Below are 24,147 nucleotides of genomic sequence, written 5' to 3'. Positions count from 1 at the left end.
CCGTTTTTGCCATATGTATCCTCTACCTCTTTGTATATAAAATCAAAGTCGATGAGTTCTTTTATCCTCCGTAAGGGATGATCCTTCCGTACCCTGTTTTCAAGATAAATATTATACATAAATATATTTTCCTGTGAAGGCGGCTGATAACCCATCATAGATGTATCTCCTTGTAGTTGAGATGAGTTCTTGTATCATATGAAGGCATAAAATGCCAGTTTATTGTATACTATTGTGGACATTGTAGCAAAATAGTTGGACTACCCTCGCAAAGGTTAAGGGGATTTGGGCAACAGGCCGTAAAGATTTGACCCTCAGCTCTTTAGTTTTGAGAGCTTGAGCGTACGAGATGGTGTCAGTATTGACTTTACGAAGGCTTGAGCGGTTTCTGACACAGTGTCAGAGAATTTTTCCGGGACGTATGGTAGCCTACCGCGTGTCCGTAAAAAAAAAGGGGGGATCAATCCTATATAAAGCATCACACGGTATGGTTCAACACTCTTATGAACCACATGAGCAATAAGAAGCAATTTTCTCATTAAAGCAATTACTGCCCTCCCGGAGGAAGTTGTTAAAAATGTTTTAACGATTTGGGAAATCTTCGGAGAGTCAATAATGACGGTGCATAACGGGCCATCGGCAGGACGTTCATGAAATATTGCCAGTTGTAATTGAAGATAACAGATGAACCAGGGACAAGAATGAGCACGTACAAGCTCTTTCTTTAGTCAGACGGCAGTCCGGTCGGAGTATGGCGATGTTTACGCCGTCTCTTTCTTGGTCGTTTTACAGGGGCTTCATTGGTTGGTGTTTCTGAACACGTTACGAATGGAGCCTCCAGAAGGAAGGTGTCCCACCATTCCAGGGAGGTTCTGTTTTCCCTTCTCGTCTCCGCTGTAAGACGGAGATATGACATGGCGTCTGCAAATTCAGGCCTGCTGACTATGGAAAGTGGACGTCGTGGGGGCATTCTATGCAGGGAGGGCTGGAGGGCGAGAATAGCGCGCAGTTGATTACCGACCCGTCCAGGAATACTCGCGGGCTTGCAGACTTCTTCCATGAAAATAGCACATATGTTATCCAGTGCCTGCTGGTAGGGGATGCCGTCGCGGTGGCGTGCCAGTACCGCCTCCTCCAGGCTGGGGCCGAAGAGTGTCGTTAGGAAGAGCGCCGGCGATGGGGGCGTTCCATTTCGACATAGTTGGTCAAAGCATTCAAGGTTTGCCTGCAGCAATGTCAGGCGATGGTTGTTTGCATAGATCCACCGACTGAGACCGGGGAAAAGGGCGGCAAGGAGTCCGCTCTTGTCCAGGAGGCTGAAACCAGGTCGAGCAGACCCAAGCAGAAAGAGCTTCTGTATCTCTTCGTAGAGCCTTGACGGTGCAACGCGGGAGATGGCGGAGGACAGCTCGCAGAGGATCTCCCAGGTAGCAGGTTCTATGACGAGGTTATGGGATGCGGAAAAACGAACAGCACGCAACATTCGTACAGGGTCTTCCGTAAATCGGACATAAGGATTGCCGATGGGACGAATAAGCCGCTGCTGGAGGTCGCTTAGTCCGGTGCTGTAGTCAATAATTGAAAAATCTGCAATATTGTAGGCAAGGGCGTTGATAGTGAAGTCACGGCAGAGAGCATCCTCTTCCGGTGTCCCAAAGATGTTGTCCCGCAGCACCATTCCATCCTCGTCCTTGATGTGGCGGGGAGGGCGGTTATGGTGCACTGTCTCTTCAGTGTCAGCATTGTCGGAAGGAAGGGCAGCACGGCGGAACGTGGCTACTTCCAGGATTTCATCCTGAAAATGAAGATGGGCCAACCTGAAACGGCGACCTATGAGAAAGCAGTTGCGAAAAATCCGCCTGATCTGCCTGGGTGCGGCATTTGTGGCTATGTCGAAGTCCTTGGGTATCCGCTCCAGAAGCAGGTCGCGGACGCATCCCCCTACCAGATAGGCGATAAAACCGTATCCATGAAGTCTGTAGAGCGTGCGCAAGGCATTGGGGCTTATCTGCTTGCGTGATATACGGTGTTCCTTTCGGGGAATAATTCGTGGTTCCATGATCTTTACCATAACACACTCAATCGAAAAAGCAAACTGCCGACAGGCCAACTTAAGAAAAATTGGCGAAAAACGATAATATAATAAATGTGTAGCACTTTTGGGCACTATTGTGAAATGAAGTTGTTTTTTATAGGGGGTAAAGAAGATGGATCTTCGAAGCGTCAGCATTAAAAAACGCCTATATGTCTCCTTCGGGATGTGTATATTTTTTGTTGTTCTCATTTGTGTTATCTCCTTCGCTGGCCTGGGAAACGTCAGCAGCAGGACAAATGAAATCATGAAGGTTGTCTACGAGAAAACAATATTATCACAGAAAATAATCAACGCCGTTCACAGTGTATACAACTCATTAGCAATTATTGCATCAGAAAAGGACAGCGGTGCATTAAACAGGGAAAAAGAGAATGTAACAGCAAAAACGAAGATGTACAAGGAAGAGCTTGATAAGCTTGAAAAACTGGAGACAATTGATAAAGGAAAAGCAATAATCGGGAAGTACAAGGGGCTGCTTGAAAAAGCTCAGGCAATAAACAATCAGATCATTGATCTTGTAGCAGGCGGGAACAGTACAGAGGCTTCACAAAAATATTTGAACGAGGCAGTGCCTGCATCGAAGGAGCTTATCGGCGCCATGGATGAGATGGTCCAGCACCAGGATCAGGGTTTGAAGGCAAGCCTTGAGGGGATCATGGACAGCGCCAGCGGGGCAAAATTATTTCTTCTCGTATGTGGTTTTATATCAATGGCGATAGGCACTGTGGCAGCCTTTTTGATAACGAGGTCCATACTTCGACCTATTGGCCGTATCGCTTATTTGACTTCAAAATTTGCCAACGGAGACCTTGCGGTAGATCTGGGAGGTGCAACAAAGGATGAATTCAATGTGGTAAAAGATGCCCTGATAAGCCTCAAAAAGCAGTGGCGAACTGTTGTAACAGACATGAAGTCGGCTGCGAATCAGATATCGTCGGCAGCCCAGGAGATGAACTCCAGCGCCAAACATATGTCAACTGGGTCAAGCGAGCAGGCAAACAGGTCCTCGCAGGTGGCTACAGCCTCGGAAGAAATGTCCCAGACCATACTGGATATTGCTCAAAACGTGAATAACATTGCAAAATCTGCTTCCAATACAGTAGTGGTAGCAAAGGAAGGAGATCAAATAGTGACGAAATCGGTACAGAAGGTAAAGGAGATTGCCAGGATTGTTGATGATTCGGGAAGATTTGTAAAATCTCTTGGTGAACGATCAAAACAGATAGGAGATATCGTAAATGTCATTAATGAAATAGCAGATCAGACAAATCTTCTTGCCCTCAATGCTGCAATAGAAGCAGCCCGGGCAGGGGATCAGGGCAGGGGATTCGCTGTTGTTGCAGACGAGGTGAGAAAGCTTGCAGAGAGAACCGCCCACTCAACTTCAGAAATAGGTCAAATGATAAAGGCGATTCAGGACGAAGTCTCTATGGCAGTCAATTCAATGGAAAATGCCACGAGCAATGTCAATCTTGGTGTGGACCTTGTGACACGGGCCGGTTCTGCGCTCCAGGATATAGTGGTAAGCGCCAACGAGCTTCAGGTCATGGTTCAGGAGATTGCCTCTGCGACAGAAGAGATGTCTGCCACATCCGAGGAAATCAGCAAGGATATAGAGCAGATAGCATCGATATCAAAAAATACATGCGCCTCGGCTGAGAATGTTGCATCGTCATCGATAAAGCTGTCAGATTTATCTGAGACTATGGAAATAGCGGTAAGTGAGTTTAAACTGTAGTTGATTATGGGTACGCAAAAACCTTGAAAGGCGAGAGGGTTTTTATTTAACTAAGGGGGCGCTAAAAAGCGCCCCCTTCTAACGTCTTAGGATTAATTTTAACTTATGCTGGCAGCAAAACCATATTTATCAACCTGCCACCCTTCCTCCGGCATTTTCACGCCGTCGATATAGAGTGTTCTGCCATCAAGGGTTGCCCTGCCTTTTGCAATGAGTTCATGCACGGCAAAAGGGTATATCTGCCAATCTCCTTCGACTTTCAGAACTTCCTGAACACTGGCAGAAACCTCCTGAAGTGATTTGTAAAGATTGTTTCCTTCTCTTTGCGCAGCTTCCCTGAATGCCTTGAGAGCCCTTGTTTCTGTTTTTTCAGCGAATTTTCTTATGTCACGCAACTCATTATCCCAGCGTGAGATCGGCAAGGATGCCGACTGGATCAGGATGGGACCGCCATCATCGCTTTGATCAACAAAAAATACAGTTGCTTTTACACTGCTTTCTTCTGCCAATATTGCTTTGGCAGTAGGTATCCATCCGAGTCCAATGTATTTCCTCGCATCACCCGGATGAACGTTAAGAATTTTTGGATAGTATCTATCAACCATCCAGTTCCCTATCCACAGGTCATAGCCAGCCAGGCATATGAGATCCGGTTGACCGTTCAATGCTTGCTCTACAAGCGTCATAATTGCCATATCATAACTGTCCCTTTCAACGCCATATCTGGGAACTTTTTCAAGTCTGCACATATCATGGAAATATCTATCAGAATCTATCGAAACTGCCGGGGTAAGATGTTTTTTTGCTTTTACTATACCTTCACAGCCCGGCGCGTTGCTGAAAACGACGTGATGTTTATCGGGATCGTATGCGTAAATTTTGTCGTAATTACTTCCGGAGCCTGAAACGCCGCAGGCATAATTCATTGGTGCATAAGAGGGATCATAAACCAATCTTGCTGTCATTTCTCACATTTCTATTTTATAATATTTACAAGAAAGCGTCTTAACTGGGTCGTTTATAACAAAAAGGGAAATATGTGTCAAGAGGAAAATAACCGGAGTTTCCTGAGTTTATTGCGGCAGATAGATTTAAAATTAGAATTATTTCTTACCCCTTATTTCAGATTCGAGCATCTCTAATACCGATCGGTAGGGCAAACCCGTTTCTTCGGCAATTTTTTTGACGTCTTCAAACTCGATATGTGTTTTTATGAGACTGCCATTGATGTCATAACCATATTTTACCCTGATGCTCCCATAGGATGTCTCAACGAGAATTTCCTCTCTTTTTAACACATTTCTGTGTTCTGTCCGTACCCGCAGTCCGAATGTAGTTGTTTCAGCAAAAAGTATTTTTGTCATGCGTTGCAGCATTTCTGTTCTTGAAGTGATTGAGAGCCGCATACCGATTCTGCCTTTTTTCATATATACGGGGAAATAGAGGACATCAAGGGCGCCGGCACTCCTTATCCTGTCGGCAACTGCGCCGATATATTCCATTTCCATATCGTCTATATCCGTTTCTATGACCCATATATCTTCTTCCTCAAAGGCTGGTTCTTCAGATTTTCCGATGAATATTCTAAGGACATCGGGCTTATTCGTTTTGTATGTGCCTACTCCATGCCCGATATTTTCAATTTTGAATGGTGGTGGCTGGATATTCCTATCCCTTACATAATGACTTACTATAGTTGCGCCTGTAGGGGTGGTAAGTTCCAGGGGTTCTTCAAGAAAAACCGTCCTGAACCCTGAAAGGATTTCGAGGGTAACCGGAGGCGGATTGGGTATAATTCCGTGGGATGTTTTTATCGTACCCCGGCCGTGGGGAATGGGCCCGCAAAAGACCTTATCTATCCCGAAATAATCCATTCCCTTTGCAACGCCGAAAAGATCGATGAGCGTATCAATATTAGACAGTTCATGCAGGTGCAGTTCGTCTCTTGACACCCCGTGCACCTTTGCCTCGGCATTGAGTATAATGGCCAGCATGGCCCTTACGTCTTCCTTGATCTTTGTCTGTGTCTCTACCTTTTCTATGATATCTTCCATCTCCCTGATTGTAAGGTGGATATGGGAATGTTCAATGTTCAGGTGTATACCTTCAATAATGCCGTGCATCCTCTTTTCCGGTATTATTGAAGGCACAGGCAGGGGCATTTTTTTCAGTAACCCCTCAAATTCTTCAAAAGGCAGTCCTGCATCGATAAATGAGCTGATTGCCATATCGCCGCTTATACCAAAAATGGGGTCTATATAGAGTATATTCATAACCGGTTTATCAGGGTTGCGAAGTATGCTGCACCGAAACCATTGTCAATATTGAACACCGAAACAGTGGAACATGAATTGAGCATTGCGAGGAGTGCTGTAAGACCGCCGAAACTGGCACCATAGCCTATGCTTGTTGGCACACCAATTACCGGCACCCCGACAACGCCGGCCACAATAGACGGTAGCGCACCTTCCATGCCTGCAGTTACTATAATTACCCGTGCCTTTTTCAGCATATCAAGGTTTTGAAAAAGCCTGTGTATGCCTGCAACACCGACATCATGGAGCTTTTCTGTCTGATTCCCAAAAAAATGAGATGTAACATATGCCTCTTCCGCTACCCTGTTGTCGCTGGTGCCAGCAGATACGATGAGAATTGTACCTTTCCCTTTGGTTGTATTATCTTCTTTTATATAGAAACATCGGGCATCTTCATTGTAGATTCCTTCAGGAAATTGCTTCAGAATCTGTCTGCCTGTCTTCTTATCGACTCGCGTGGCAAGCACATCCAGGTTTTTTGCTCTCATAGCACTGACAATATCCGTAATCTGCGCAAGAGTTTTGCCTTCTCCGAATATGACCTCTTCCATACCTTTCCGTAATACCCTGTGATGGTCAATCTTTGTATGGTTCAAATCCTCAAAAGGCATATCCTTTAAGGATTCATAGGCCTTTTCAACGGATGTTACCCCATCTTTCACGGCATTAAGCAGATCTATGAGTTTTTTTTCCATTATTCCAGTATGAATGCATGTTTTACTATCTTCACATTTTCCCTGTCAATACCTACTACATCAAACCTCACTTTTCTATCAAGGCATTTATGGGTTTTCATATAAAACATAGCGGTTTTGACTATACGTTTCTTTTTTACGGCATTGATAGCTTCAAGGGAATTGCCAAAGGTTCGGGTATTCCTTTTTTTTACCTCAACAAACACAAGATAACCACCTTCTTCAGCTATAATGTCAAGTTCTCCGAAGGGGCTCCTGTAATTTTTCTCAATTATTTTGTAGCCTTTGCTCTTCAAGGTTTTTGTTGCCTCCTCTTCGCCTTGTATACCTTCTTCTCTTTTACCCGACAAGATATTCTTTTACACCCTTGAATGTTTTTCTGTGAATGGGAGAAGCCCCATATTCTTCTATTGCCTTTCTGTGATCTTTTGTGGGATAGCCTTTATTTTTCCTGAAATTGTATTGAGGGTAAAGCGCATCATATTCTTCCATGATGCTGTCCCTTACAACCTTTGCAATGATGGAGGCGCAGGCAACGAAGAAACACTTCCTGTCCCCCTTTACTATCGGTTTGCTGCGCGGAAATGTCTTTATACCGTAATTCCCGTCAATGAGCAGGAGGTCCGGCTGAATATCTGTATCCTTAAGAGCCCTTTCCATTGACAGGAGACTGGCTCTCAGGATGTTTATCTTTTCTATCTCCTCATGGGTTGCGGTTCCTATGCCTATTTTATATGCATTGGCAAAGATCCATCTGAAAAATTCCACCCTTTTTTTTTCAGTAAGGAGTTTTGAGTCATTGATCGCTGCTCTTTCACCGGGCAATTCTTTCCAGATAACGCACGATGATACCACAGGTCCCGCAAGCGGTCCCCTGCCGGCCTCATCAATCCCGCCAATGAGCCCTGTGAGAGAACAAGCCATTAATACCTTTTTTCTTTGAGTTTTGCTGCTTTTCCTCTCAGGTTCCTCAAGTAGAAAAGCCTTGCTCTCCTGATCTTGCTCTTGCTTATTACCTCGATAGTGTCTATAAGGGGTGAATGCACGGGGAATGTCTTTTCTATCCCGACGCTGTAAGATACCTTTCTCACAGTAAAGGTTGCCCTGGTATTGCCGCCCCTTCTTCTTATGACAACGCCCTCGAAAACCTGTATGCGCTCCTTGTCTCCTTCCAGGATTTTCGTATAGACCTTTACGTTGTCGCCGATGTTTATCTCCGGTAAATCGAGCCTCATATGTTCTTTTTCAATTAAATCAATCATCTCGTTCATGTTTGTCTCCTCTTTCACCAAAAATTCTGTCAAGAATGATGCCGAGCGCTACCCTTAAGGATAGATGGTTATATTCGCCTGCACCTTTTATCGGTATGAGCATCTTCTCGCATAAATCTGTTGTTTCATCGGTCAGACCCCAGCCTGTCCCGAACAACATAAGAAAAGGTCTTTCTTCTCTTTCAGTCCATGCGCGAAGCTCTCGATAGCCTATCGCTTTATGCGCCCTCTCATGGGAGGATGTCCCTATGATTATAGGAGCGCCGTTTATTTTAACTTCTTCCAACATTTCGTTGAAATCGCTTATTATCCTTACCCTCTTTAGTGCCGCACTCCTTTTGGGGTTGTATGTTGCCCCGTACCCATGTTCCCAGTGGTGGATAAGCTTCTCCGATATTTCCCTCTGTCTGGTAAGTGGCGTAACAATATAGCATAACTCAATACCAAATGTCATGCAACTTCTTGCAATGTCATGTAATTCCAGGTTGGTTACGCTTGTTGCGATTATATCTCTGTTCTTGTCATACACAGGATAATGGATAATGGCTAAATAGACTTTATTCAGGGATATCCTCCATTATCTGCCTTAACAATTTCCTGTCTTCATCGTTTGGCTCAAAGGCATCCATAAGATCGGGTCTTTTAAAAAACGTTTTTTTTATCGCCTCTTTTCGCCTCCATTTTCGTATCTCTTCGTGGTCGCCTGATAAGAGTACCGGAGGTACTTCCATGTCCATAAATAAAGGCGGCCTTGTATACTGTGGGTATTCGAGAAGCTTGTCCGTATGGCTCTCGTCCAATGTTGACTGCTCGTTGCCCAGCGCCCCAGGGATGTGCCTGACAATGGCGTCTATCAGAACAAGTGCAGGCATCTCTCCTCCTGAAAGCACATAATCGCCGATGGATATCTCTTCGTCAACAAATTGAAGTACCCTTTCATCTATGCCTTCGTATCTTCCGCAGATAAGGGAGATGTGGGACAACTTTGACAGTCTGACTGCCGTTGCTTCTTCGAAGACCCGGCCCTGCGGTGTTAGAAGGATATGCTTCGGCTTTCCCATTTGTGCCTCAACGTGCTGCATAGCCTTATATATTGGGTCTATCTTCATAACCATGCCCGGGCCTCCGCCGTAAGGGGCGTCATCGCATGTCCTGTGTATGTCTTCTGCAAAGTCCCTGATATTTACAATATTAAAGGCAACAAGGCCCTTGTCCGTTGCTTTTTTTATGATGCTTTCCTGTAGGGGCGATGCAAATATGTTCGGAAACAATGTCAGAATGGTAATTATCATTTTATTAATTATTTATTTAGTTCCAGTTTTATGTCTTTCGAAAAACAGGATACTATAGCATATTTCTTTTTTGATATCACTTTACTTTGCAAGAATTTACACAGAATATATGGTACCTGCATGTGTTTTTACATCCGGTACGCCACAGATGCATGCCTGCTGGTTGCTGCTTGCATTGAACGGTGAGGTGCCAGCCAGAATATTACACATAAGACCGCATCAATTTGTCACTAAGGATAGGGCTCTTATTTCTGAAGTAGACTTAACTTCCCCGGATTTTCCCGTTGTTAAGCCTAATATTTTTACTGACATCCATTATAAAATCCATCATCCCGATGTAAATACAGCCCTGGAAGAAATCGGGATCAAAATCCTCATAGGCTGGAAGAATTCTGAAAAAACGAGCCGTATTATGGGACTGACTGAATTGTTCATGAGAGAAGGTGTTGTGACTGAAGTTGACCTAAAAACATGGCTCGGACACCCTGTAATACCGAGTTGCATTCAAAAGCAGACCGAGGAGTCGACAAGGAGCCGACGCAGGCATGCGAATGAAGGCAACTTGATATAAATATTCAAAAACTGGAGTGTATAAAAGGAATAGGCAACAAAAACGTCGATTAATGAACCTCCATGTAGCAAGCTGCGGGGTATCAGAGGAAAGAAACTCTGTTACAAAAAACTTCTTGCTTTACCATGTAGCAAGCTGCCGGGAATAATCAAGTTTAAGAGTTTTAAACAGGACAGTTTTTGACCATAGCATATGGAAATATATGTCTGAAGGGAAGGCGGGAATGCCTTGCAAGCAGCCGGTGAAGAAATTGAACCAGAAAAGTTTTTTATAAACCTTTTGCAATTTCGGTTTTAAGCTATTATTATATCAAAAATACAATAAACAAAAACCAAACCGTAATCACTCATATATTCCAAAGAGGAGGTTTTTATGACAAAGACATTGTCCGATAAGAACACAAAAACGGAAATCCTTGAGGCCTATAACGATCTGCTTGAAAAGATGAAAGAGCAGAAGGCAATGGACGTCAAGGCGATAAAAAAAGAGGTTGAGGAAAAAGAAACGGTAAAGAAGGCTTCACAGCATTCTGTTGAGGGGATAGTACAAAACATGGCAGATCTAAAACTGGAGATTATCAAGTCCATGGACGGCCTTGGTGAACGACTGATCACAGAATATAAAAAGCTGACAGAACTTCAGCAGGCAATAGATGTTGAAACAAAAACGATTGAGGACATTTATAACATTAAGGTTGAAGCCGAATCCTTGACTGCGCTTATTGCAGCACAGAGGGATAAGCGGGTTGCCTTTGAAGCAGAGATGGAGCAAAAGAAGGCGGATTTCGACAATGACATAACACAGAAAAGATTCCTTTGGAAAAAAGAGCAGGACGATTTCGAGTTTGTAAAAAAGGAACGGGAAGCACAATCCAAGAAGGAACGGCAGAGGGAAGAAGAAGACTATCTGTACAATTTGCAGCTTAAACGCAAAAAAGAGGCTGATGCCTACGAGGGAAACACGGCCAATCTCGAAAAAGGGCTTACAGAAAAGAAAGCTGCCTTTGAGAAGGAGTTTTCAGAACGTGAGGCAAATCTGTCCGCCAGAGAGAAAGAGCTTGCAGACCTGAAGATCAGGGTTGAGTCATTCCCGAAAGAGCTTGAAGAGGCGATAAAAGATGCGGAAAAATCTGTAACAGAGCGGTTGAACTTTACCTATAGCCACGAAGCCGAACTTGCATCAAAAGAAATAGAAGGCGACAGAAAACTGTACCAGCAAAAGATTGCAGCGCTGGAGTCTAAAATAAGCGAACAGGACGATCTGATAAAACAATTGACTCAGAAAGCAAACGAAGCAGGGCTTCAGGTGCAGAGCATTGCAATAAAGGCAATAGAAGGCGCCTCATCGCAACGCATAACGGTTGAGAGGGAGAGGGTAAGGGAAGGTTGATGCCGAATTGCAGTTGCCGATAGAAGTTTCCTTTTGCTGCCGGAAAGATGATTAATGACGGAATTTTAACGAACTGTTATCAGTTGCCCGGAAACTCTGTAAATAGGTTTGTTAATTTTATAAAGACCTTCTTAACGTTTATTTCACTAATATAGTCTTCTATCATGGGGATAAGAATTTCTTTTTCACCTCTTACGAGCATTACATCATTTGCGCCTGTACGAATGATCTGCGCCACTTTACCAAGTTCTTCGCCATTTTCGCTGAATACATCAAGCCCCAGAAGTTGATATTCGTAATATTCATTTTCGCTCAACTGCGGGAGGTCTTCCTCTTTTACGAATAGTTCCCTGTTTATCAGATAGGAAAGGTCTTCAGGTTTTTCTAACCCTTTAAAATTTATGTGGAAGAAGCCTTTGCGAAAGCTTATGCCAGTCAGTTCAAGTTTTCCCCATCCGTCGCCATCTTTAATGAAAAAAGAGGTGTACCTGTAGAACACCTCTTTGTCTTCATTATAATACCGGAATTTAGCTTCCCCTTTAATGCTGTGAGTGGATACTATTCTCCCGACCGGGATATACACTTCATTACTCAATTATTTCGAGTACCGCCCGTTTTCTTACCTTAGTGGAAGCTGCGCTTAATATGGTTCTCATGGCCCGTGCGGTCCTTCCCTGCTTGCCTATCACCTTACCGAGATCGTCCTTGGCAACACTAAGCTCGATAACGGATGTTTTTTCGCCTTCAATCTCCGAAACCCTTACCTGATCAGGATTGTCTACCAAAGCTTTTGCGATAAATTCGATCAATTCTTTCAACACGGCTCCCCTCCATCGATTATTGAGTTACTTCCTTCAGGATCCCTTCTTTTTTGAATATGCTATGAACAGTCTTCGTGGGTTTTGCCCCTTTCTCATACCATGCCTTGATCTTTTCTTTATCAATGGTTACACTGGCAGGGTCAGTCAACGGGTTATAGGTCCCCACATTTTCTATGAATCTGCCATCACTTGCATACCGGCTGTCAGCCACAACAATTCTGTAAAAAGGTTTCTTCTTTTTACCATACCGCGATAATCTGAATTTTACAGACAAACTGCCACCTCCTATCTCATAAGTAGTTGTTTCGGGAAGCCTTTCATGCCTCCCTTTGTGAGCTTCTTTATCATCTTTTTCGTTTCTGTATATTTTTTTAAAAGTTCATTAACATCCTGAACCTTTGTCCCGCTTCCCTTTGATATTCTCACCCTTCTGCTGCCGTCGATAACATTCGGATATAATCTTTCCTTTGGCGTCATTGAACTAATAATGGCTTCTACTTTCTTAATGTCCTTTTCAGCTTCAGAAAAGTCAATTGCCCCCTTGAATTTACTGAAACCCGGGAACATGCCCATAATGGATTCCAAAGAACCAAGCTTTTTCATCTGCTTTATCTGATCCCTGAAATCTTCGAGGGTAAATTCGTCCTTCCTGAGCTTTTTTTCAAATTCCTTTGCCTTTTTTTCGTCGAAGACTTCCTGGGCCTTTTCTACAAGCGATACGACATCCCCCATGCCGAGGATTCGTGATGCCATCCTTTCGGGATGAAATGGTTCCAGTGCATCGAGCTTTTCACCTGTGCCGATAAATCTTATCGGTTTGCCTATAACAGCTTTAATAGAAATGGCTGCCCCGCCCCTTGTGTCTCCATCGAGCTTTGTCAGGACAACGCCGTCTATATCCAATTTCTCGTTAAATGTCTTTGCGATATTTACCGCATCCTGGCCTGTCATGGCATCAAGAACAAGAATGGTCTCCCGTGGATTGAGAAATTTTTTCTGTTTTATTAACTCTTCAAGCATTCCTTCATCTATGTGGAGACGGCCTGCGGTGTCTACAATCATCGTATCGAAGCCATTCTTCATGGCGTAACCCTTGGCATCAACACATATCTGAACCGGGTCTGTCATGCCCTTCGATGGAAATGTGGTTACCCCTATCTGGCTGCCAATTTTCATTAACTGGTCGATAGCAGCTGGCCTGTAAACGTCCGAAGGGACAAGGAGCGGCTTCCTGCCTTTTTTCTTTAAAAATATTGCAAGCTTGCCTGCTGTTGTTGTCTTACCGGACCCCTGAAGCCCTGCAAGCATGATCGCCACAGGTGGAGAGCCTGACACATCGAGGGGTTTATTTACTTTGCCGAGCAGTTCGCATAACTCTTCATGGACAATCCGTATAAAAAGCTGTCCCGGTGTTATGCTCGTTAATACCTCACCGCCTAAGGCCTTTTCTTTAACCCTTTCGAGAAAATCCTTTGCAACCTTGTAATTGACGTCGGCTTCGAGAAGTGCAACCCTTACTTCCCTGAGAGAATCCTTGATATTCTCTTCAGTAAGTTTCCCGTAACCCCTCATTTTTTTGAAGGTTACCTCTAATCTTTCCTGTAACTTTTCAAACATGATAGGTAATAAGATAACAAATAACTCATTGAATAGTCAATGTTAATTAATATTTAGCAGCAATTCTCGCTGAAAACGATTTACCGGGAATTACTGTGAAAAAAAGTTGTTATTTGTGTTACATAGTGGCATATTCATATAAAAGCGATATCAAGATAACACAATCAACATAGTCTCCATAGGAAAAAAGGAGGAGCACATGAAAACAAGGATATTTTTACTGTCCGTTATTCTTTTAACAGCTATGACATTTATTTCCTATGCAGGTCCCCTTGATGATCTTATGAAGGGAGTTAAACTCCCTACCGGTGCCATTGGCAGCGATAAGGATGACAAAACCATTGTATCAGGTCTTAAGGAAGCGCTTTCCATCGGCACGGGCAATGCGGTAGCCTCTACCTCTAAAATCGACGGGTATTTCAAGAATCAGATAATCAAGATATTGCTCCCCGACAAGATTCAAGATGCCGCAAATATACTGGGAAAGGTGGGTTATCAAAAGCAGGTGGACAACTTTGTTTTGAGCATGAACCGTGCAGCGGAAACAGCTGCTCCCAAAGCAAAGTCATTCTTTGTTGATGCAATCAAGGCAATGACTTTTGAGGATGCGAAAAATATACTTAGCAGTGGCGATACTGCTGCAACCGATTATTTTAAGTCAAAAACTTTCAATAAGCTCTATGATGCCTTCAAACCCATTGTAGCAAAAAGTATGAATGAAGTAGGGGCTACACGTTCATATAAAGAAATGACCGGGAAATATACTTCCGCTGTTCCCTTCGGCAAAATGGAATCCCTTGACCTTGACCAGTATGTTACAAATAAGTCCCTTGATGGGCTCTTCTATATGGTTGGCCAGGAAGAAAAAAAGATCAGAACCGATCCTGTCGCGCAGGTGACGGACCTGCTTAAAAAGGTATTTGGAAAATAAAAGGATCTCACGGGTGCTTCAAGGTTTAGCCGTATGAAAAAACATAATTCCTTCAGCTTTATCCATGCAGCAGACTTGCATCTTGACAGCCCATTCAAAGGAATTACAACTGACAGCAAATCAATCGGCAATACTTTGCGCTCGGCAACGTTTGATGCATTTAATACTCTGATAGACCTGTGCATAGCAGAACAGGTTCGATTTTTACTGGTTGCAGGTGATGTGTATGACGGCGCAGACAAGAGTCTGCGGGCCCAGCTTAAATTCCGCGATGGCCTTGCCAGACTGTCGGAACACAATATCCATACCTTTGTAGTCCATGGCAACCATGATCCAGCTCCCAGCCAATCTGTTGCCATTGAGTGGCCGGTAAACGTCCATATTTTTGATGGCAACAAAGTCGAATCAAAGACAGTAACAGGGCACAATGACGTTCCCATGGCCATCATCTCAGGCATCAGCCATGCAAAAGGCAACGAAACGCAAAATCTGACAAGAAAATTCAGCAAGGAGGACCCGGGCGTTTTTCACATCGGACTTCTCCATTGTAATGTAGGTTCAAACACAGGACACGACCCTTACGCGCCATGTGAACTGCCCGACCTGACGAATCTCGGTATGGATTATTGGGCATTAGGGCATGTCCATGAAAAGGTAATCCTCAGCACCAATCCTTATGTTGTATATTCAGGCAACACGCAGGGAAGCAACATTCGCGAGCAAGGAGAGAGGGGTTGTTATCTTGTTACTGTAGAAGACCGTTTTGTGGCAGATATACGATTCTGCCCCCTTGGTCCAGTAAGGTGGATTCGCGCGAATGTGAGTATAGACGGCATGAACACTATTGATCAGTTGGAAAGGGCCATAGGGAAAAACATACAGGAACTTCAGGAACTTATGGGTTCTCAGCACCAAGCCCCTGCAATTGTTTTAAGGGTAAATATTGTAGGAAATGGCCCGTTATACAACGAACTTCAAAAGGAAAACGCCATACTTGACCTGCTTGATCGCACCAGGGAGGCCTTTGCCTCTGAAGACCCTTTCGTATGGGTACAGGAAATAGAAGCAAACTGCCGTCCTGAGATAGACCTGGAGAAATTAAAACAACGCGGGGATTTTCTCGGTCAGGTGGTAAAAATCGCAGAGACAATCAATGATCCTAAGGGCAACATCCCCGAATTGCTTAAACCTGTCCTTTCTGACCTCTTCGAAAACCGTCATATTCAAAAGGCTCTGGAGGAACTTTCTCAGGATGAAATGAGCAGAATAATCGAGAGGGCCACCCTTCTTTGCGTGAATATGCTGGAGGGCAACGAGTGAAGATTGTCCGTTTCTTTATAGACGGTTTCGGTATTTTTCATAATGTTACCGTAAAAGACCTCCAGCCGGGATTTACGCTCTTTATCGGAGACAATGAAGCAGGCAAATCAACCTGCCTTTCCTTCCTCAGGGATATCCTTTTCGGATTTTCCAACAAAGTCAAAAAGGATAATATTTATCCGCCTCTTGCCGGAGGACGCCAGGGAGGAAGCATTACCGTTGCCGGAAACTTCTTCGGAGAGGCCGTTGTTGAACGCAGGTCCGGCAAAAAAGGGGGATCGGTCACCGTTACATACGCTGACGGGCGAAAAGGGACTGAGGAAGAATTACATCAAATTCTCGGCAATACAACCCGTGAACTCTTCAAAAATATTTACGCCTTCAGCTTAAACGAGCTTCAGACCATAGACACCCTGGATAATGAATCAGTAAAAAATGTTCTCTACAGCGCGGGAATTGGTACGGCTATGCTCTCATTGCCGAAGGCGATCACAGGCATCGAGACAAAAATGGGAGAGATGTTTAAACCTGGAGGCAGAAACCCCCTGATAAACCAGAAACTCGTCGCCCTTGAAGCGGTGAGGGCAAGTCTGCGTCAAGCACGCACAGGCATTGAATTATATGATGCAGCCTCAGAAGCACTCGAAAAAAAGATGCATGAAATTGACGCATTACAAGAAGAGCAGAAGTCTGTCAATAAGGAAAAAAACCTGACAGAGACATACCTGAAGCTCTGGAATAACTGGATTTCCCTGGAGGATCACCAAAAAGAATTGTCTGAACTCCCATTGGTAGTGGATAGCTTCCCTGAAAACGGTGTTGAAAGGCTTGACCGTGACTTTGAAAAACTTGCCAGAGAGAAAGATATACGCATCGAGCTTGTCTCGGATTGGAACAACCTTGCAATGGAGATCAAGTCTATAAATGTTGCCGAAAAAATGCTCAGTGAAGCGGCACCGATTAGAACCCTTCTTGATAAAAAGGAAGGTTATATTTTTGCAAGGGAAAACATGCCGATTATGAGCGATAAGCTCGAACTCAGAAAAAGAGAAATTTTCGACATCCTCAACATTCTTGGAAAAGACTGGACTGAAGAACGGATTTCAAAGGTGGACAGATCATTGTTTACACGGGAGGCAATCCTGAAACAGCAGAGACTCCTGGAAACCATGAGCTTAAAGGGGGAAGAAGCCCAACGTTTTGTCAAGTCAAAACAGGAGGAGTACGAAACAGCCCTGGCTGAACAGGTACAGGCGCAAAAAGATGTTGAGCGTTATCTTGATATGCCTGCCGAAGCTGATGAAAAGATCATTATTGCCCTGCAAAAAGGCAGAGATCAATTTGCTTCAATAGCAAGAGACCTGCCTCAAAGGGTTAGAGAACTGGAAAAAGCAAAAGATGAGCTTGTTGAAACTATAAAGGAGATATCGCCTGAATGGACTGAAACAAACATAATTGATTTCGACTGCTCTATATCTGCGCAACAGAAGGTCCAATCACATGAATCTGCCCTGGCAAAGGCAGATCAGGAATCTACCCATGCACGGATGAGGCTCGAATCAGTTCATACTGAACTGAAAAGCGCCCGGGAAAAATATGATGCAAAGGCCAGGGAGCTTGAAAACATGGAACATACTTCTACGGTATCCAGGGATGAACTGACAAAAAAGAAATCAGCGCTGCTGATATTGAAAAGCTACGTCCTTGAACATGATCACCTTACCGCGGAGATAAGGCATCTTGAGGAACGCCTGTCGGATAAGCGCCAGGAGATGACACGTCAAGGCCCGGTTGAGAACGGATATTCACTCAATGCGCTTAAACTCACGGCCTTTATTGCAGTTATACTGGGTCCGGCAGTTTTTGGTATTCTGGCCGTCTTCAAGGCCTGGACAATAGGTATGGTTACAGGTGGTATGTTGGTTGTAATAGGTGCCATGATCTTCTTTGTGTATCGCAATACCCTCCGCAAAGAAGCGTTACAGATTGCCCAAAAGCAGGCCCATCTTTCAGAAATTGAACAGCAGGTATCTGCCATGGATACGCAACTTCTTGAGATGAAGGAGCAACATGCCGGGCTTTCTGAAAAAATTACCGGACTGGCTGACGAACTTGGCATAAATATTCCGATCAGGCCCGGCGATATGGACAGCCTTGAAACCGGCATAGATGAGGGCATCCGCATATCCGACAACAAAAAACGTCTTATCGATGAGGTACAGTCCCTCAAACACCACGTCCTGCAAATGGAACAATCAGTGGAAATCCAGGCAAAGGCCGTTGATAACATTGAATCGATCCTGCTAGAAGCCAAAGATGACTGGGAAAAATACCTGGGGGAACTTGGACTCCAGCAGGGTTTATTACCCGGAACGGTCTACCTGATCTTCACAAAGATCGAAACCGTCAAGACCAGGATCAAACATATAGATGAGATAAAAGACAGAATTGCGCTGATGGAAGAGACTAAGGACACATACCTGACCTTTGCGAAAGATATCCCTTCTCTTGCAGTCTTGATGGGAAAGGGACTGATGGAATTGCTTTCAGGTGTGGATCTTTTCCTGCAAGAAAACCGTGAAATGGAAAAAAGACGCCATGAAAGGATATTAGCCGAGGAGATGCTGGCAGGAAAGAAAGTCAGAACAAGAGAGATAGAAGATTCATTTCAGGAGGCAGCAGATCACCTCAGAGAGGTTGAAAACAATAAAGAAAGAGCCCGTGCATCCTGGCAGGATTGGCTTGAGGAGCATGATTTTGACTACGAGTTATCCCCTGCTATTGCCCTTGAGGCATTCCAGAAAATAGATGAATGCATACGGTTAATGCATGAAAAGGCCGAACTGACTGCGCAGATCATTGATAAGAAGGACTCTATAGAGACATACCTGCTTCTGGCAAGGACAGTCTTTGAAAGACTCGGTGAAGCTATGCCTGAAACACAGTCTTTGTTAACAGCAATTGACAGGCTCGGGGAAGACCTTGATGAAACAAAGGCAAATCGGGCAAGGAAAGAAGAGCTTTCCCGGAAGATGCCCGGCATTGAGGCAAAGATTACCCTGTCCAATGAAAAGATTGCAGGCCTTGAAAAGGAGATCGACACGCTTATAAAGGCCGGTGGCAGCGAGGATCAGGAGACGTTCAGAACAAGGGGCAGATTTTTCGCAAAGAGGGCAGATTTGTTAAACAGGATCAGCGAGGAAGAACGGGCTTTGAAGTTCTTTTCAGGGGAAGAAGATATTGCAGCGCTTAAGGAAAAGCTGAAAACCTTGGACAATGCATATCTTAATACTGCCCATGCCGCGCTTTCCGAACAAATCGAGTCTATGGAAATAAAACTCAATCATTTCCACCGGGAGAGGGCCGACCTGTCCCAGGAAATATCCCGTCTGGCCTCAGCAGACGATATATCACGTCTGAGAACGGAAGAAGAGGGCCTGTTGGAAGAGATACGGCTTCTTTCCAGAGACTGGGCATGCTATGCCATTGCCAGATTTCTCCTCGGTGAGGCGAGGAAACAATTTGAGCAGGAGCAGCAGCCCAGGGTAATTCATGATGCTGGTACGTTTTTCCAAACCATTACCGGGGGGCAATATGAAAAAATCATCGCCCCTATCGGGGAAGGCACTATAGATGTTATCACACGGGACGGTCAGCGTAAACAGCCTGAAGAACTAAGCCGGGGTACTGCCGAACAATTATATCTTGCCATACGGTTTGGTTATATCTCGAACTTCACAGTCAACGGAGAGAAGCTTCCCGTGATTATAGACGACATACTGGTGAATTTTGATCCCGGACGGGCGCGTCAAACCGCGAAGACCATACTTAGGCTCTCTGAAACACATCAGGTGTTGTTCTTTACCTGCCACCCGGAAACAGCGGGCATTTTCAGAGAAAACAACGGAAATATACCCGTTTACAAACTACAGGATGGAACGATAAAGGGTGTATGATACCAGATTGCCTTCATCCGTATACCTTTACTCCGGGCAGCCACTTGATACTATGCCCTTTATCGCTTACTATTTTCCTCTGAGAATTGCCTGAATCAGGTCATCGAGGCGCTGCAGGAATCGAGAACTATCTCGTTTTTTACGGGGAGTTGGACCACCCGTTATGTTCCCCAGGTCGCGAAGATACGTCATCAGATCTCTGTGCGCAAGAGCCTCACCAATGGATTCTTCGGTGAAAACACGTCCATTGGGATCCAGCACTCGCGCGCCTTTTTTCAGGCACCGCGAAGCAAGAGGCACATCAGCTGATACTGCAATGTCTTTGTTGCCGATGTGTTCTACGATCCAATCATCTGCAGCATCAAGGTGGTCATTCACAAATATTGTCTCAACCAATTCATCTTTCGGAATCCGCATTTTAAAGTTGGAGACAAGGTAAATTTTCAGCCCGTAACGTTTGGCCACTTTAATTGACTCATTCTTCACAGGACAGGCATCAGCATCAACATATATTGTAATCAAGAGATATCCTTTCGGTTCATAAAGATCTTCGGTGATTTTAAGGTGAACCACCTGACAAAAATTACGCTGCAAAATAAATTGCCAAAATCCTATTCTTTTACGTGTTTTTTGTCAATAACGATTCAAGCTTCTCACAATTTTTGTTCATGAATAAAGTCACATGATATTGTGTAATCTTGACAAGATATCCTCAGATAACTTGAGCGTTACGATACCGTTCTATTGCGGCAAAATTGATATGTACACACAGAAAGCCGGTAGAATCATCCTTAAAGATGACAAAATAAACTTGGCACTCGACACTTTCGAAAACGAATGGTGTTATTGTTGTTGACAATAAAAGCATTTCCTATTATAAAAAGAAAGATGCCTGGGTGGCGGAATAGGTAGACGCAAGGGACTTAAAATCCCTCGGTCCTCGCGGCTGTACGAGTTCGATTCTCGTCCCGGGCATTAAAATCATTCAAAAAAGATGGTTGTCTATCCGGGTAAGGTCCGTTAAGCTTTTTCAATCTTGATTTTGGCTGTGCCCTTCACCGTCTTTAATATAGCCGGATTATCAGTGATTCTTCCCACAAGGTTTACTTCGCTTGCAGGCACCGGGTCCAAACCGTTACTCAAGGGCGTTGGTCCGAAGAATATGGCCAGGGCATTTCCAGGAGGCCAGTAGCCGATATCGCCGGCCTTCACTTTTGTTGTTGCCGTTTCATCAAGGGGCATGCTGACCGGAATCGTAAAATAGAATTCATCTCCCCATTCATTGGGCATTGTCTCTATGGGCAGGACATCTGCTATTGCTTTTGCGCAAAGCGTATCTCCCAGTTCCCCGGAAAGCGTGATACCTTTAATATTAATGGATATTTTTGTAGACATCAGAGTGTCTTATCTCTATAAACAACCTTTCCGCCAACAATGGTAAGGAGGTTTTTGCCACGTAATTTCCAGCCGTGAAAGGGTGTGTTCTTGCCTTTCGAAAGGAAGGTATTTCTATCGACTGTCCATTGGGCGACAGGGTCAAAAATGATAATGTCTGCTGCACTGCCGGGTGTGAGTTCGCCATACGGGAGTTTAAATACCCTTGCCGGGTTTTCCGTAAATTTCCTCAAAAGCCCCGATAAGTCAAGCACGCCTTCATGGACGAGGGCAAGGGAGAGTGAAAATGCAGTTTCCAGGCCTGAAATCCCTGAAGTGGCGATATTGAACTCCACGTCTTTTGATGTAAAATCATGGGGGGCATGGTCTGTTGCAATGATATCGATTGATCCATTTTTAAGCCCTTCCTTGATTGCTTCCACATCCTCTTTTGACCGTAAGGGCGGGTTGACCTTTGTATTTGTGTCAAAACCGAGGGTCGCTTCGTCGGTTAGCGTGAAGTAGTGCGGACAGGTATCGCATGTTACCTTTTTGAACCTTTTTTTGACCTCCCTGACAGAATCCACACTTCCTTTTGCCGAAAGATGTGTCAGGTGGATTGGGGAACCAACATATTCTGCTAAAGCCATATCCCTTTTTACTATGATCTCTTCTGCAATGGAGGGAACCGCATCGAGACCGGATATAATAGAGGCCCTCCCTTCATGGACAAAGCCATTTGACAGGTCTTCGTCTTCACAGTGGGATATTACAGGGATACCAAATAGCTTTGTATATTCAAGGGCTTTCCTCAACAACTCGGAGTTTTTTACCGATCTGCCGTCATCAGAGACGGCAACAATGCCTGCCTGATACATCTCGCCTATCTCGGCAAGTTCTTCCCCTTTCAGTTTTTTTGTTATTGCGCCGCAGGGGAAAACATGGCAGACACCTTCGTTTTTAGACTGATTCACAATATATTCTGTAACGCTTTTATTGTCGTTTACCGGGTTCGTGTTTGCCATACATACTACTGTGGTAAATCCACCTTTTACAGCAGCCATTGTACCTGTTTTGATTGATTCCTTGTATTCGTAGCCCGGCTCACGCAGATGTACATGAACATCTATCAGGCCCGGGGCAACGATCAGGCCGGCAGCGTCTATAACCTCTACATCATGCTCTTTTTCACGAATATGCTTATCAATCTTTTCAATAAACCCGCCATTTATAAAAACATCCAACACGTCATCCATGCCGTTCCTGGGATCAATAACCCTGCCTTTTTTTATAAGGATTTTCACGCTTCGCTCCCTGTGAGGAGAAAAAGGACTGCCATCCTCACTGCAACGCCATTTTCCACCTGATCAAGTATCACGGAATAGGGCCCGTCAGCCACTTCGCCGGAGATTTCCACCCCTCTGTTCATAGGCCCGGGGTGCATGATAATCACATCCTTTTTTGCTTTTTTCACGTGGTCCTGCTTCAGGCCATAGATGGTCGAATATTCATTGATGGAAGGTATGTAGGAAACGCCGCCCCTTTCTTTTTGAATCCGTAACATCATAATCACATCGGCATTCCTTACTGCCTTGTTGATGTCGTATTCTACTTTTACCCCGAGGTCTTCAAGATATGGCGGTATCATGGTCGGAGGGCCACAGCAGACTATTTCCGTGTCGAAGTGTTTCAAGGCAAAAATGTTTGAACGGGCTACCCTGCTGTGGGCGATATCGCCTATTATGACAAATTTCAGGCCATCTATTTTGCCCTTTTTCTCTCTCATGGTAAAGAGGTCGAGCAATGCCTGAGTAGGGTGCTCGTGAGCACCGTCGCCGGCGTTGATGACGGAAGAATTGACTATCTTCGATAACATATGGGGTGCGCCGGGCATGCTGTGTCTGATAACGATAACATCAGGCTGCATGGATTCAAGATTTTTAGCGGTATCTTTCAGGGTTTCGCCTTTCACGGAACTGCTTGTACTGGAAGAGACGTTGATCGTATCCGCACTCAGGCGCTTTGCTGCTATCTCGAAGGAAACCCTTGTCCGCGTACTCGGCTCATAAAACAGGGTAATTACTGTTTTACCACGCAGCGTGGGAACCTTTTTAACTTCTCTTTTTGATATGTCTTTAAAAGACTCGGCAGTATCAAGAATAAGGAGGATCTCCTCTTTCGAAAGTTCACTAATGCCAAGAAGATCTTTTTTTATCCAATTCATTTAAGTTCTCACAACTACGACTTCGTCCTTGCTGTCAACTTCCTTGAGCCTCACAAGTATATCTTCTTCAGGGGTTGCAGTATACTTGATGCCTGCATAATCCGGGTGTATCGGAAGCTCCCTGCTTCCCCTGTCAACAAGTACGGCAAGCTGGATTTTCCTTGGCCTTCCCATGTCCATAAGGGCATCAATCGCTGCCCTTGTCGTCCTGCCGGTATGCATCACATCATCTATGAGAACGATGGTCATATTGTTCACATCAAAGGGTATGTCGGTCTTTTTTATCGCAGGCAATTTCAGCTTAAAGATGTCGTCTCTATACATCGTGATGTCGAGGATACCGAGAGGAAGCTCTATGTTTTCAATATCTTTTATCTTATTTCTGATCCTGTTTGCAAGATGGACCCCTCTTGTCCTGATGCCTATAAGGCAAAGGTTTTCGCTGCCTTTGTTTCTCTCCAGGATTTCATGGGCAATTCTTGTGATAGTTCTTTCTAATGCCTTCCGGTCAAGAAGTTGCAGAGGTTTTTCGCTCATC

At 44.5% G+C, this 24,147-nt stretch carries 24 protein-coding genes and 1 tRNA gene; 7 read left to right on the top strand and 18 right to left on the bottom strand.

Features of this window, described 5'->3' with window-relative positions; genetic code table 11:
* Positions 1-724: 724 nt before the first annotated feature.
* Complete coding sequence (pcnB, locus tag NT178_16120) at positions 725-2,059, bottom strand: polynucleotide adenylyltransferase PcnB (protein MCX5814048.1); 1,335 nt, start codon at positions 2,057-2,059, stop codon at positions 725-727.
* A 148-nt stretch (positions 2,060-2,207) separates the two neighbouring features.
* On the opposite strand from pcnB, the gene NT178_16115 reads away from it, so the two are divergent.
* Complete coding sequence (locus NT178_16115) at positions 2,208-3,833, top strand: methyl-accepting chemotaxis protein (protein ID MCX5814047.1); 1,626 nt, start codon at positions 2,208-2,210, stop codon at positions 3,831-3,833.
* Between the two features lie 98 nt (positions 3,834-3,931).
* On the opposite strand, the gene NT178_16110 is transcribed toward NT178_16115, so the two are convergent.
* From NT178_16110 to trmD, 8 genes are all read right to left on the bottom strand, one after another.
* Positions 3,932-4,798: a formyltransferase family protein gene (locus tag NT178_16110; protein MCX5814046.1), complete on the bottom strand. Its 867-nt coding sequence runs from the start codon at positions 4,796-4,798 to the stop codon at positions 3,932-3,934.
* 138 nt (positions 4,799-4,936) lie between these two features.
* Positions 4,937-6,106, bottom strand: a complete 1,170-nt coding sequence (gene larC, locus NT178_16105; protein MCX5814045.1) for a nickel pincer cofactor biosynthesis protein LarC — start codon at positions 6,104-6,106, stop codon at positions 4,937-4,939.
* Complete coding sequence (gene larB, locus NT178_16100; GenBank protein ID MCX5814044.1) at positions 6,103-6,843, bottom strand: nickel pincer cofactor biosynthesis protein LarB; 741 nt, start codon at positions 6,841-6,843, stop codon at positions 6,103-6,105. The genes larC and larB overlap by 4 nt, the downstream gene beginning before the upstream one ends.
* Positions 6,843-7,193, bottom strand: coding sequence for a YraN family protein (locus NT178_16095; GenBank protein ID MCX5814043.1), 351 nt, complete (start codon positions 7,191-7,193; stop codon positions 6,843-6,845). Before NT178_16095 ends, larB begins: the two co-directional genes overlap by 1 nt.
* The gene (locus NT178_16090) at positions 7,183-7,767 is read right to left on the bottom strand and encodes a ribonuclease HII (protein MCX5814042.1); all 585 of its coding nucleotides are present in this window, start codon (positions 7,765-7,767) and stop codon (positions 7,183-7,185) included. Before NT178_16090 ends, NT178_16095 begins: the two co-directional genes overlap by 11 nt.
* Positions 7,767-8,114: a 50S ribosomal protein L19 gene (rplS, locus tag NT178_16085; GenBank protein MCX5814041.1), complete on the bottom strand. Its 348-nt coding sequence runs from the start codon at positions 8,112-8,114 to the stop codon at positions 7,767-7,769. Before rplS ends, NT178_16090 begins: the two co-directional genes overlap by 1 nt.
* Complete coding sequence (locus NT178_16080; GenBank protein MCX5814040.1) at positions 8,098-8,643, bottom strand: RNA methyltransferase; 546 nt, start codon at positions 8,641-8,643, stop codon at positions 8,098-8,100. Before NT178_16080 ends, rplS begins: the two co-directional genes overlap by 17 nt.
* A gap of 28 nt (positions 8,644-8,671) precedes the next feature.
* The gene (gene trmD / locus NT178_16075; GenBank protein MCX5814039.1) at positions 8,672-9,406 is read right to left on the bottom strand and encodes a tRNA (guanosine(37)-N1)-methyltransferase TrmD; all 735 of its coding nucleotides are present in this window, start codon (positions 9,404-9,406) and stop codon (positions 8,672-8,674) included.
* 109 nt (positions 9,407-9,515) lie between these two features.
* Between trmD and NT178_16070 the strand changes: the two genes are divergently transcribed.
* On the top strand, positions 9,516-9,977 hold the full coding sequence (locus NT178_16070; GenBank protein ID MCX5814038.1) for a hypothetical protein: 462 nt from the start codon (positions 9,516-9,518) through the stop codon (positions 9,975-9,977).
* A 372-nt stretch (positions 9,978-10,349) separates the two neighbouring features.
* Entirely contained in the window at positions 10,350-11,366 is a 1,017-nt protein-coding gene (locus NT178_16065) for a hypothetical protein (GenBank protein ID MCX5814037.1), read from the top strand.
* A gap of 79 nt (positions 11,367-11,445) precedes the next feature.
* Here NT178_16065 and rimM read toward each other — a convergent pair whose 3' ends face one another.
* The 4 genes from rimM to ffh are packed head-to-tail and all read right to left on the bottom strand — an operon-like array spanning position 11,446 to position 13,804.
* Positions 11,446-11,961: a ribosome maturation factor RimM gene (gene rimM, locus NT178_16060; GenBank protein MCX5814036.1), complete on the bottom strand. Its 516-nt coding sequence runs from the start codon at positions 11,959-11,961 to the stop codon at positions 11,446-11,448.
* Positions 11,954-12,187 (bottom strand): KH domain-containing protein, encoded by a 234-nt coding sequence (locus NT178_16055; protein ID MCX5814035.1) that lies wholly within the window; start codon positions 12,185-12,187, stop codon positions 11,954-11,956. Before NT178_16055 ends, rimM begins: the two co-directional genes overlap by 8 nt.
* A 16-nt stretch (positions 12,188-12,203) precedes the next feature.
* Positions 12,204-12,461: a 30S ribosomal protein S16 gene (gene rpsP / locus NT178_16050; protein MCX5814034.1), complete on the bottom strand. Its 258-nt coding sequence runs from the start codon at positions 12,459-12,461 to the stop codon at positions 12,204-12,206.
* An 11-nt stretch (positions 12,462-12,472) separates the two neighbouring features.
* Complete coding sequence (ffh, locus tag NT178_16045) at positions 12,473-13,804, bottom strand: signal recognition particle protein (protein ID MCX5814033.1); 1,332 nt, start codon at positions 13,802-13,804, stop codon at positions 12,473-12,475.
* A gap of 199 nt (positions 13,805-14,003) precedes the next feature.
* Here ffh and NT178_16040 point away from each other — a divergent pair, with 199 nt between their 5' ends.
* The 3 genes from NT178_16040 to NT178_16030 are packed head-to-tail and all read left to right on the top strand — an operon-like array spanning position 14,004 to position 20,011.
* Complete coding sequence (locus NT178_16040; protein MCX5814032.1) at positions 14,004-14,735, top strand: DUF4197 domain-containing protein; 732 nt, start codon at positions 14,004-14,006, stop codon at positions 14,733-14,735.
* A gap of 33 nt (positions 14,736-14,768) precedes the next feature.
* Positions 14,769-16,055, top strand: a complete 1,287-nt coding sequence (locus NT178_16035) for a DNA repair exonuclease (protein MCX5814031.1) — start codon at positions 14,769-14,771, stop codon at positions 16,053-16,055.
* Positions 16,052-20,011 carry an AAA family ATPase gene (locus tag NT178_16030; protein MCX5814030.1) on the top strand — a complete coding sequence of 1,320 codons (3,960 nt, stop codon included), beginning with the start codon at positions 16,052-16,054 and terminating at the stop codon, positions 20,009-20,011. The genes NT178_16035 and NT178_16030 overlap by 4 nt, the downstream gene beginning before the upstream one ends.
* Positions 20,012-20,080: 69 nt before the next feature.
* Here NT178_16030 and NT178_16025 read toward each other — a convergent pair whose 3' ends face one another.
* On the bottom strand, positions 20,081-20,584 hold the full coding sequence (locus NT178_16025) for a YaiI/YqxD family protein (protein ID MCX5814029.1): 504 nt from the start codon (positions 20,582-20,584) through the stop codon (positions 20,081-20,083).
* Positions 20,585-20,901: 317 nt separating this feature from the next.
* Between NT178_16025 and NT178_16020 the strand changes: the two genes are divergently transcribed.
* Positions 20,902-20,986, top strand: a tRNA-Leu gene (locus tag NT178_16020).
* 45 nt (positions 20,987-21,031) lie between these two features.
* Here the strand turns inward: NT178_16020 and NT178_16015 are convergent.
* Genes NT178_16015 through pyrR form a run of 4 tightly spaced genes read right to left on the bottom strand, consistent with a single transcriptional unit; the run spans position 21,032 to position 24,146 of the window.
* On the bottom strand, positions 21,032-21,406 hold the full coding sequence (locus NT178_16015) for a cyclophilin-like fold protein (GenBank protein ID MCX5814028.1): 375 nt from the start codon (positions 21,404-21,406) through the stop codon (positions 21,032-21,034).
* The gene (locus tag NT178_16010) at positions 21,406-22,689 is read right to left on the bottom strand and encodes a dihydroorotase (GenBank protein MCX5814027.1); all 1,284 of its coding nucleotides are present in this window, start codon (positions 22,687-22,689) and stop codon (positions 21,406-21,408) included. The genes NT178_16015 and NT178_16010 overlap by 1 nt, the downstream gene beginning before the upstream one ends.
* A complete protein-coding gene (locus NT178_16005; GenBank protein MCX5814026.1) occupies positions 22,686-23,609 on the bottom strand; it encodes an aspartate carbamoyltransferase catalytic subunit in 924 nt (307 codons plus the stop codon). The genes NT178_16010 and NT178_16005 overlap by 4 nt, the downstream gene beginning before the upstream one ends.
* On the bottom strand, positions 23,610-24,146 hold the full coding sequence (gene pyrR / locus NT178_16000; protein MCX5814025.1) for a bifunctional pyr operon transcriptional regulator/uracil phosphoribosyltransferase PyrR: 537 nt from the start codon (positions 24,144-24,146) through the stop codon (positions 23,610-23,612).
* Position 24,147: the final 1 nt, after the last annotated feature.

The organism is Pseudomonadota bacterium (assembly GCA_026388255.1).
Classification (GTDB): Bacteria; Desulfobacterota; Syntrophorhabdia; order Syntrophorhabdales; family Syntrophorhabdaceae; genus JAPLKB01.
The sequence above is the reverse complement of the archived record's forward strand: the minus strand, read 5'-3'. Positions and strand labels throughout refer to the sequence as shown.

Excerpts from the sequence above, each read along its gene's own strand:
- pcnB (MCX5814048.1), bottom strand. The coding sequence starts at position 2,059 with ATGGAACCACGAATTATTCCCCGAAAGGAACACCGTATATCACGCAAG.
- NT178_16115 (MCX5814047.1), top strand. The coding sequence starts at position 2,208 with ATGGATCTTCGAAGCGTCAGCATTAAAAAACGCCTATATGTCTCCTTC.
- NT178_16110 (MCX5814046.1), bottom strand. The coding sequence starts at position 4,798 with ATGACAGCAAGATTGGTTTATGATCCCTCTTATGCACCAATGAATTAT.
- larC (MCX5814045.1), bottom strand. The coding sequence starts at position 6,106 with ATGAATATACTCTATATAGACCCCATTTTTGGTATAAGCGGCGATATG.
- larB (MCX5814044.1), bottom strand. The coding sequence starts at position 6,843 with ATGGAAAAAAAACTCATAGATCTGCTTAATGCCGTGAAAGATGGGGTA.
- NT178_16090 (MCX5814042.1), bottom strand. The coding sequence starts at position 7,767 with ATGGCTTGTTCTCTCACAGGGCTCATTGGCGGGATTGATGAGGCCGGC.
- rplS (MCX5814041.1), bottom strand. The coding sequence starts at position 8,114 with ATGAACGAGATGATTGATTTAATTGAAAAAGAACATATGAGGCTCGAT.
- trmD (MCX5814039.1), bottom strand. The coding sequence starts at position 9,406 with ATGATAATTACCATTCTGACATTGTTTCCGAACATATTTGCATCGCCC.
- NT178_16070 (MCX5814038.1), top strand. The coding sequence starts at position 9,516 with ATGGTACCTGCATGTGTTTTTACATCCGGTACGCCACAGATGCATGCC.
- NT178_16065 (MCX5814037.1), top strand. The coding sequence starts at position 10,350 with ATGACAAAGACATTGTCCGATAAGAACACAAAAACGGAAATCCTTGAG.
- ffh (MCX5814033.1), bottom strand. The coding sequence starts at position 13,804 with ATGTTTGAAAAGTTACAGGAAAGATTAGAGGTAACCTTCAAAAAAATG.
- NT178_16040 (MCX5814032.1), top strand. The coding sequence starts at position 14,004 with ATGAAAACAAGGATATTTTTACTGTCCGTTATTCTTTTAACAGCTATG.
- NT178_16035 (MCX5814031.1), top strand. The coding sequence starts at position 14,769 with ATGAAAAAACATAATTCCTTCAGCTTTATCCATGCAGCAGACTTGCAT.
- NT178_16015 (MCX5814028.1), bottom strand. The coding sequence starts at position 21,406 with ATGTCTACAAAAATATCCATTAATATTAAAGGTATCACGCTTTCCGGG.
- NT178_16005 (MCX5814026.1), bottom strand. The coding sequence starts at position 23,609 with ATGAATTGGATAAAAAAAGATCTTCTTGGCATTAGTGAACTTTCGAAA.
- pyrR (MCX5814025.1), bottom strand. The coding sequence starts at position 24,146 with ATGAGCGAAAAACCTCTGCAACTTCTTGACCGGAAGGCATTAGAAAGA.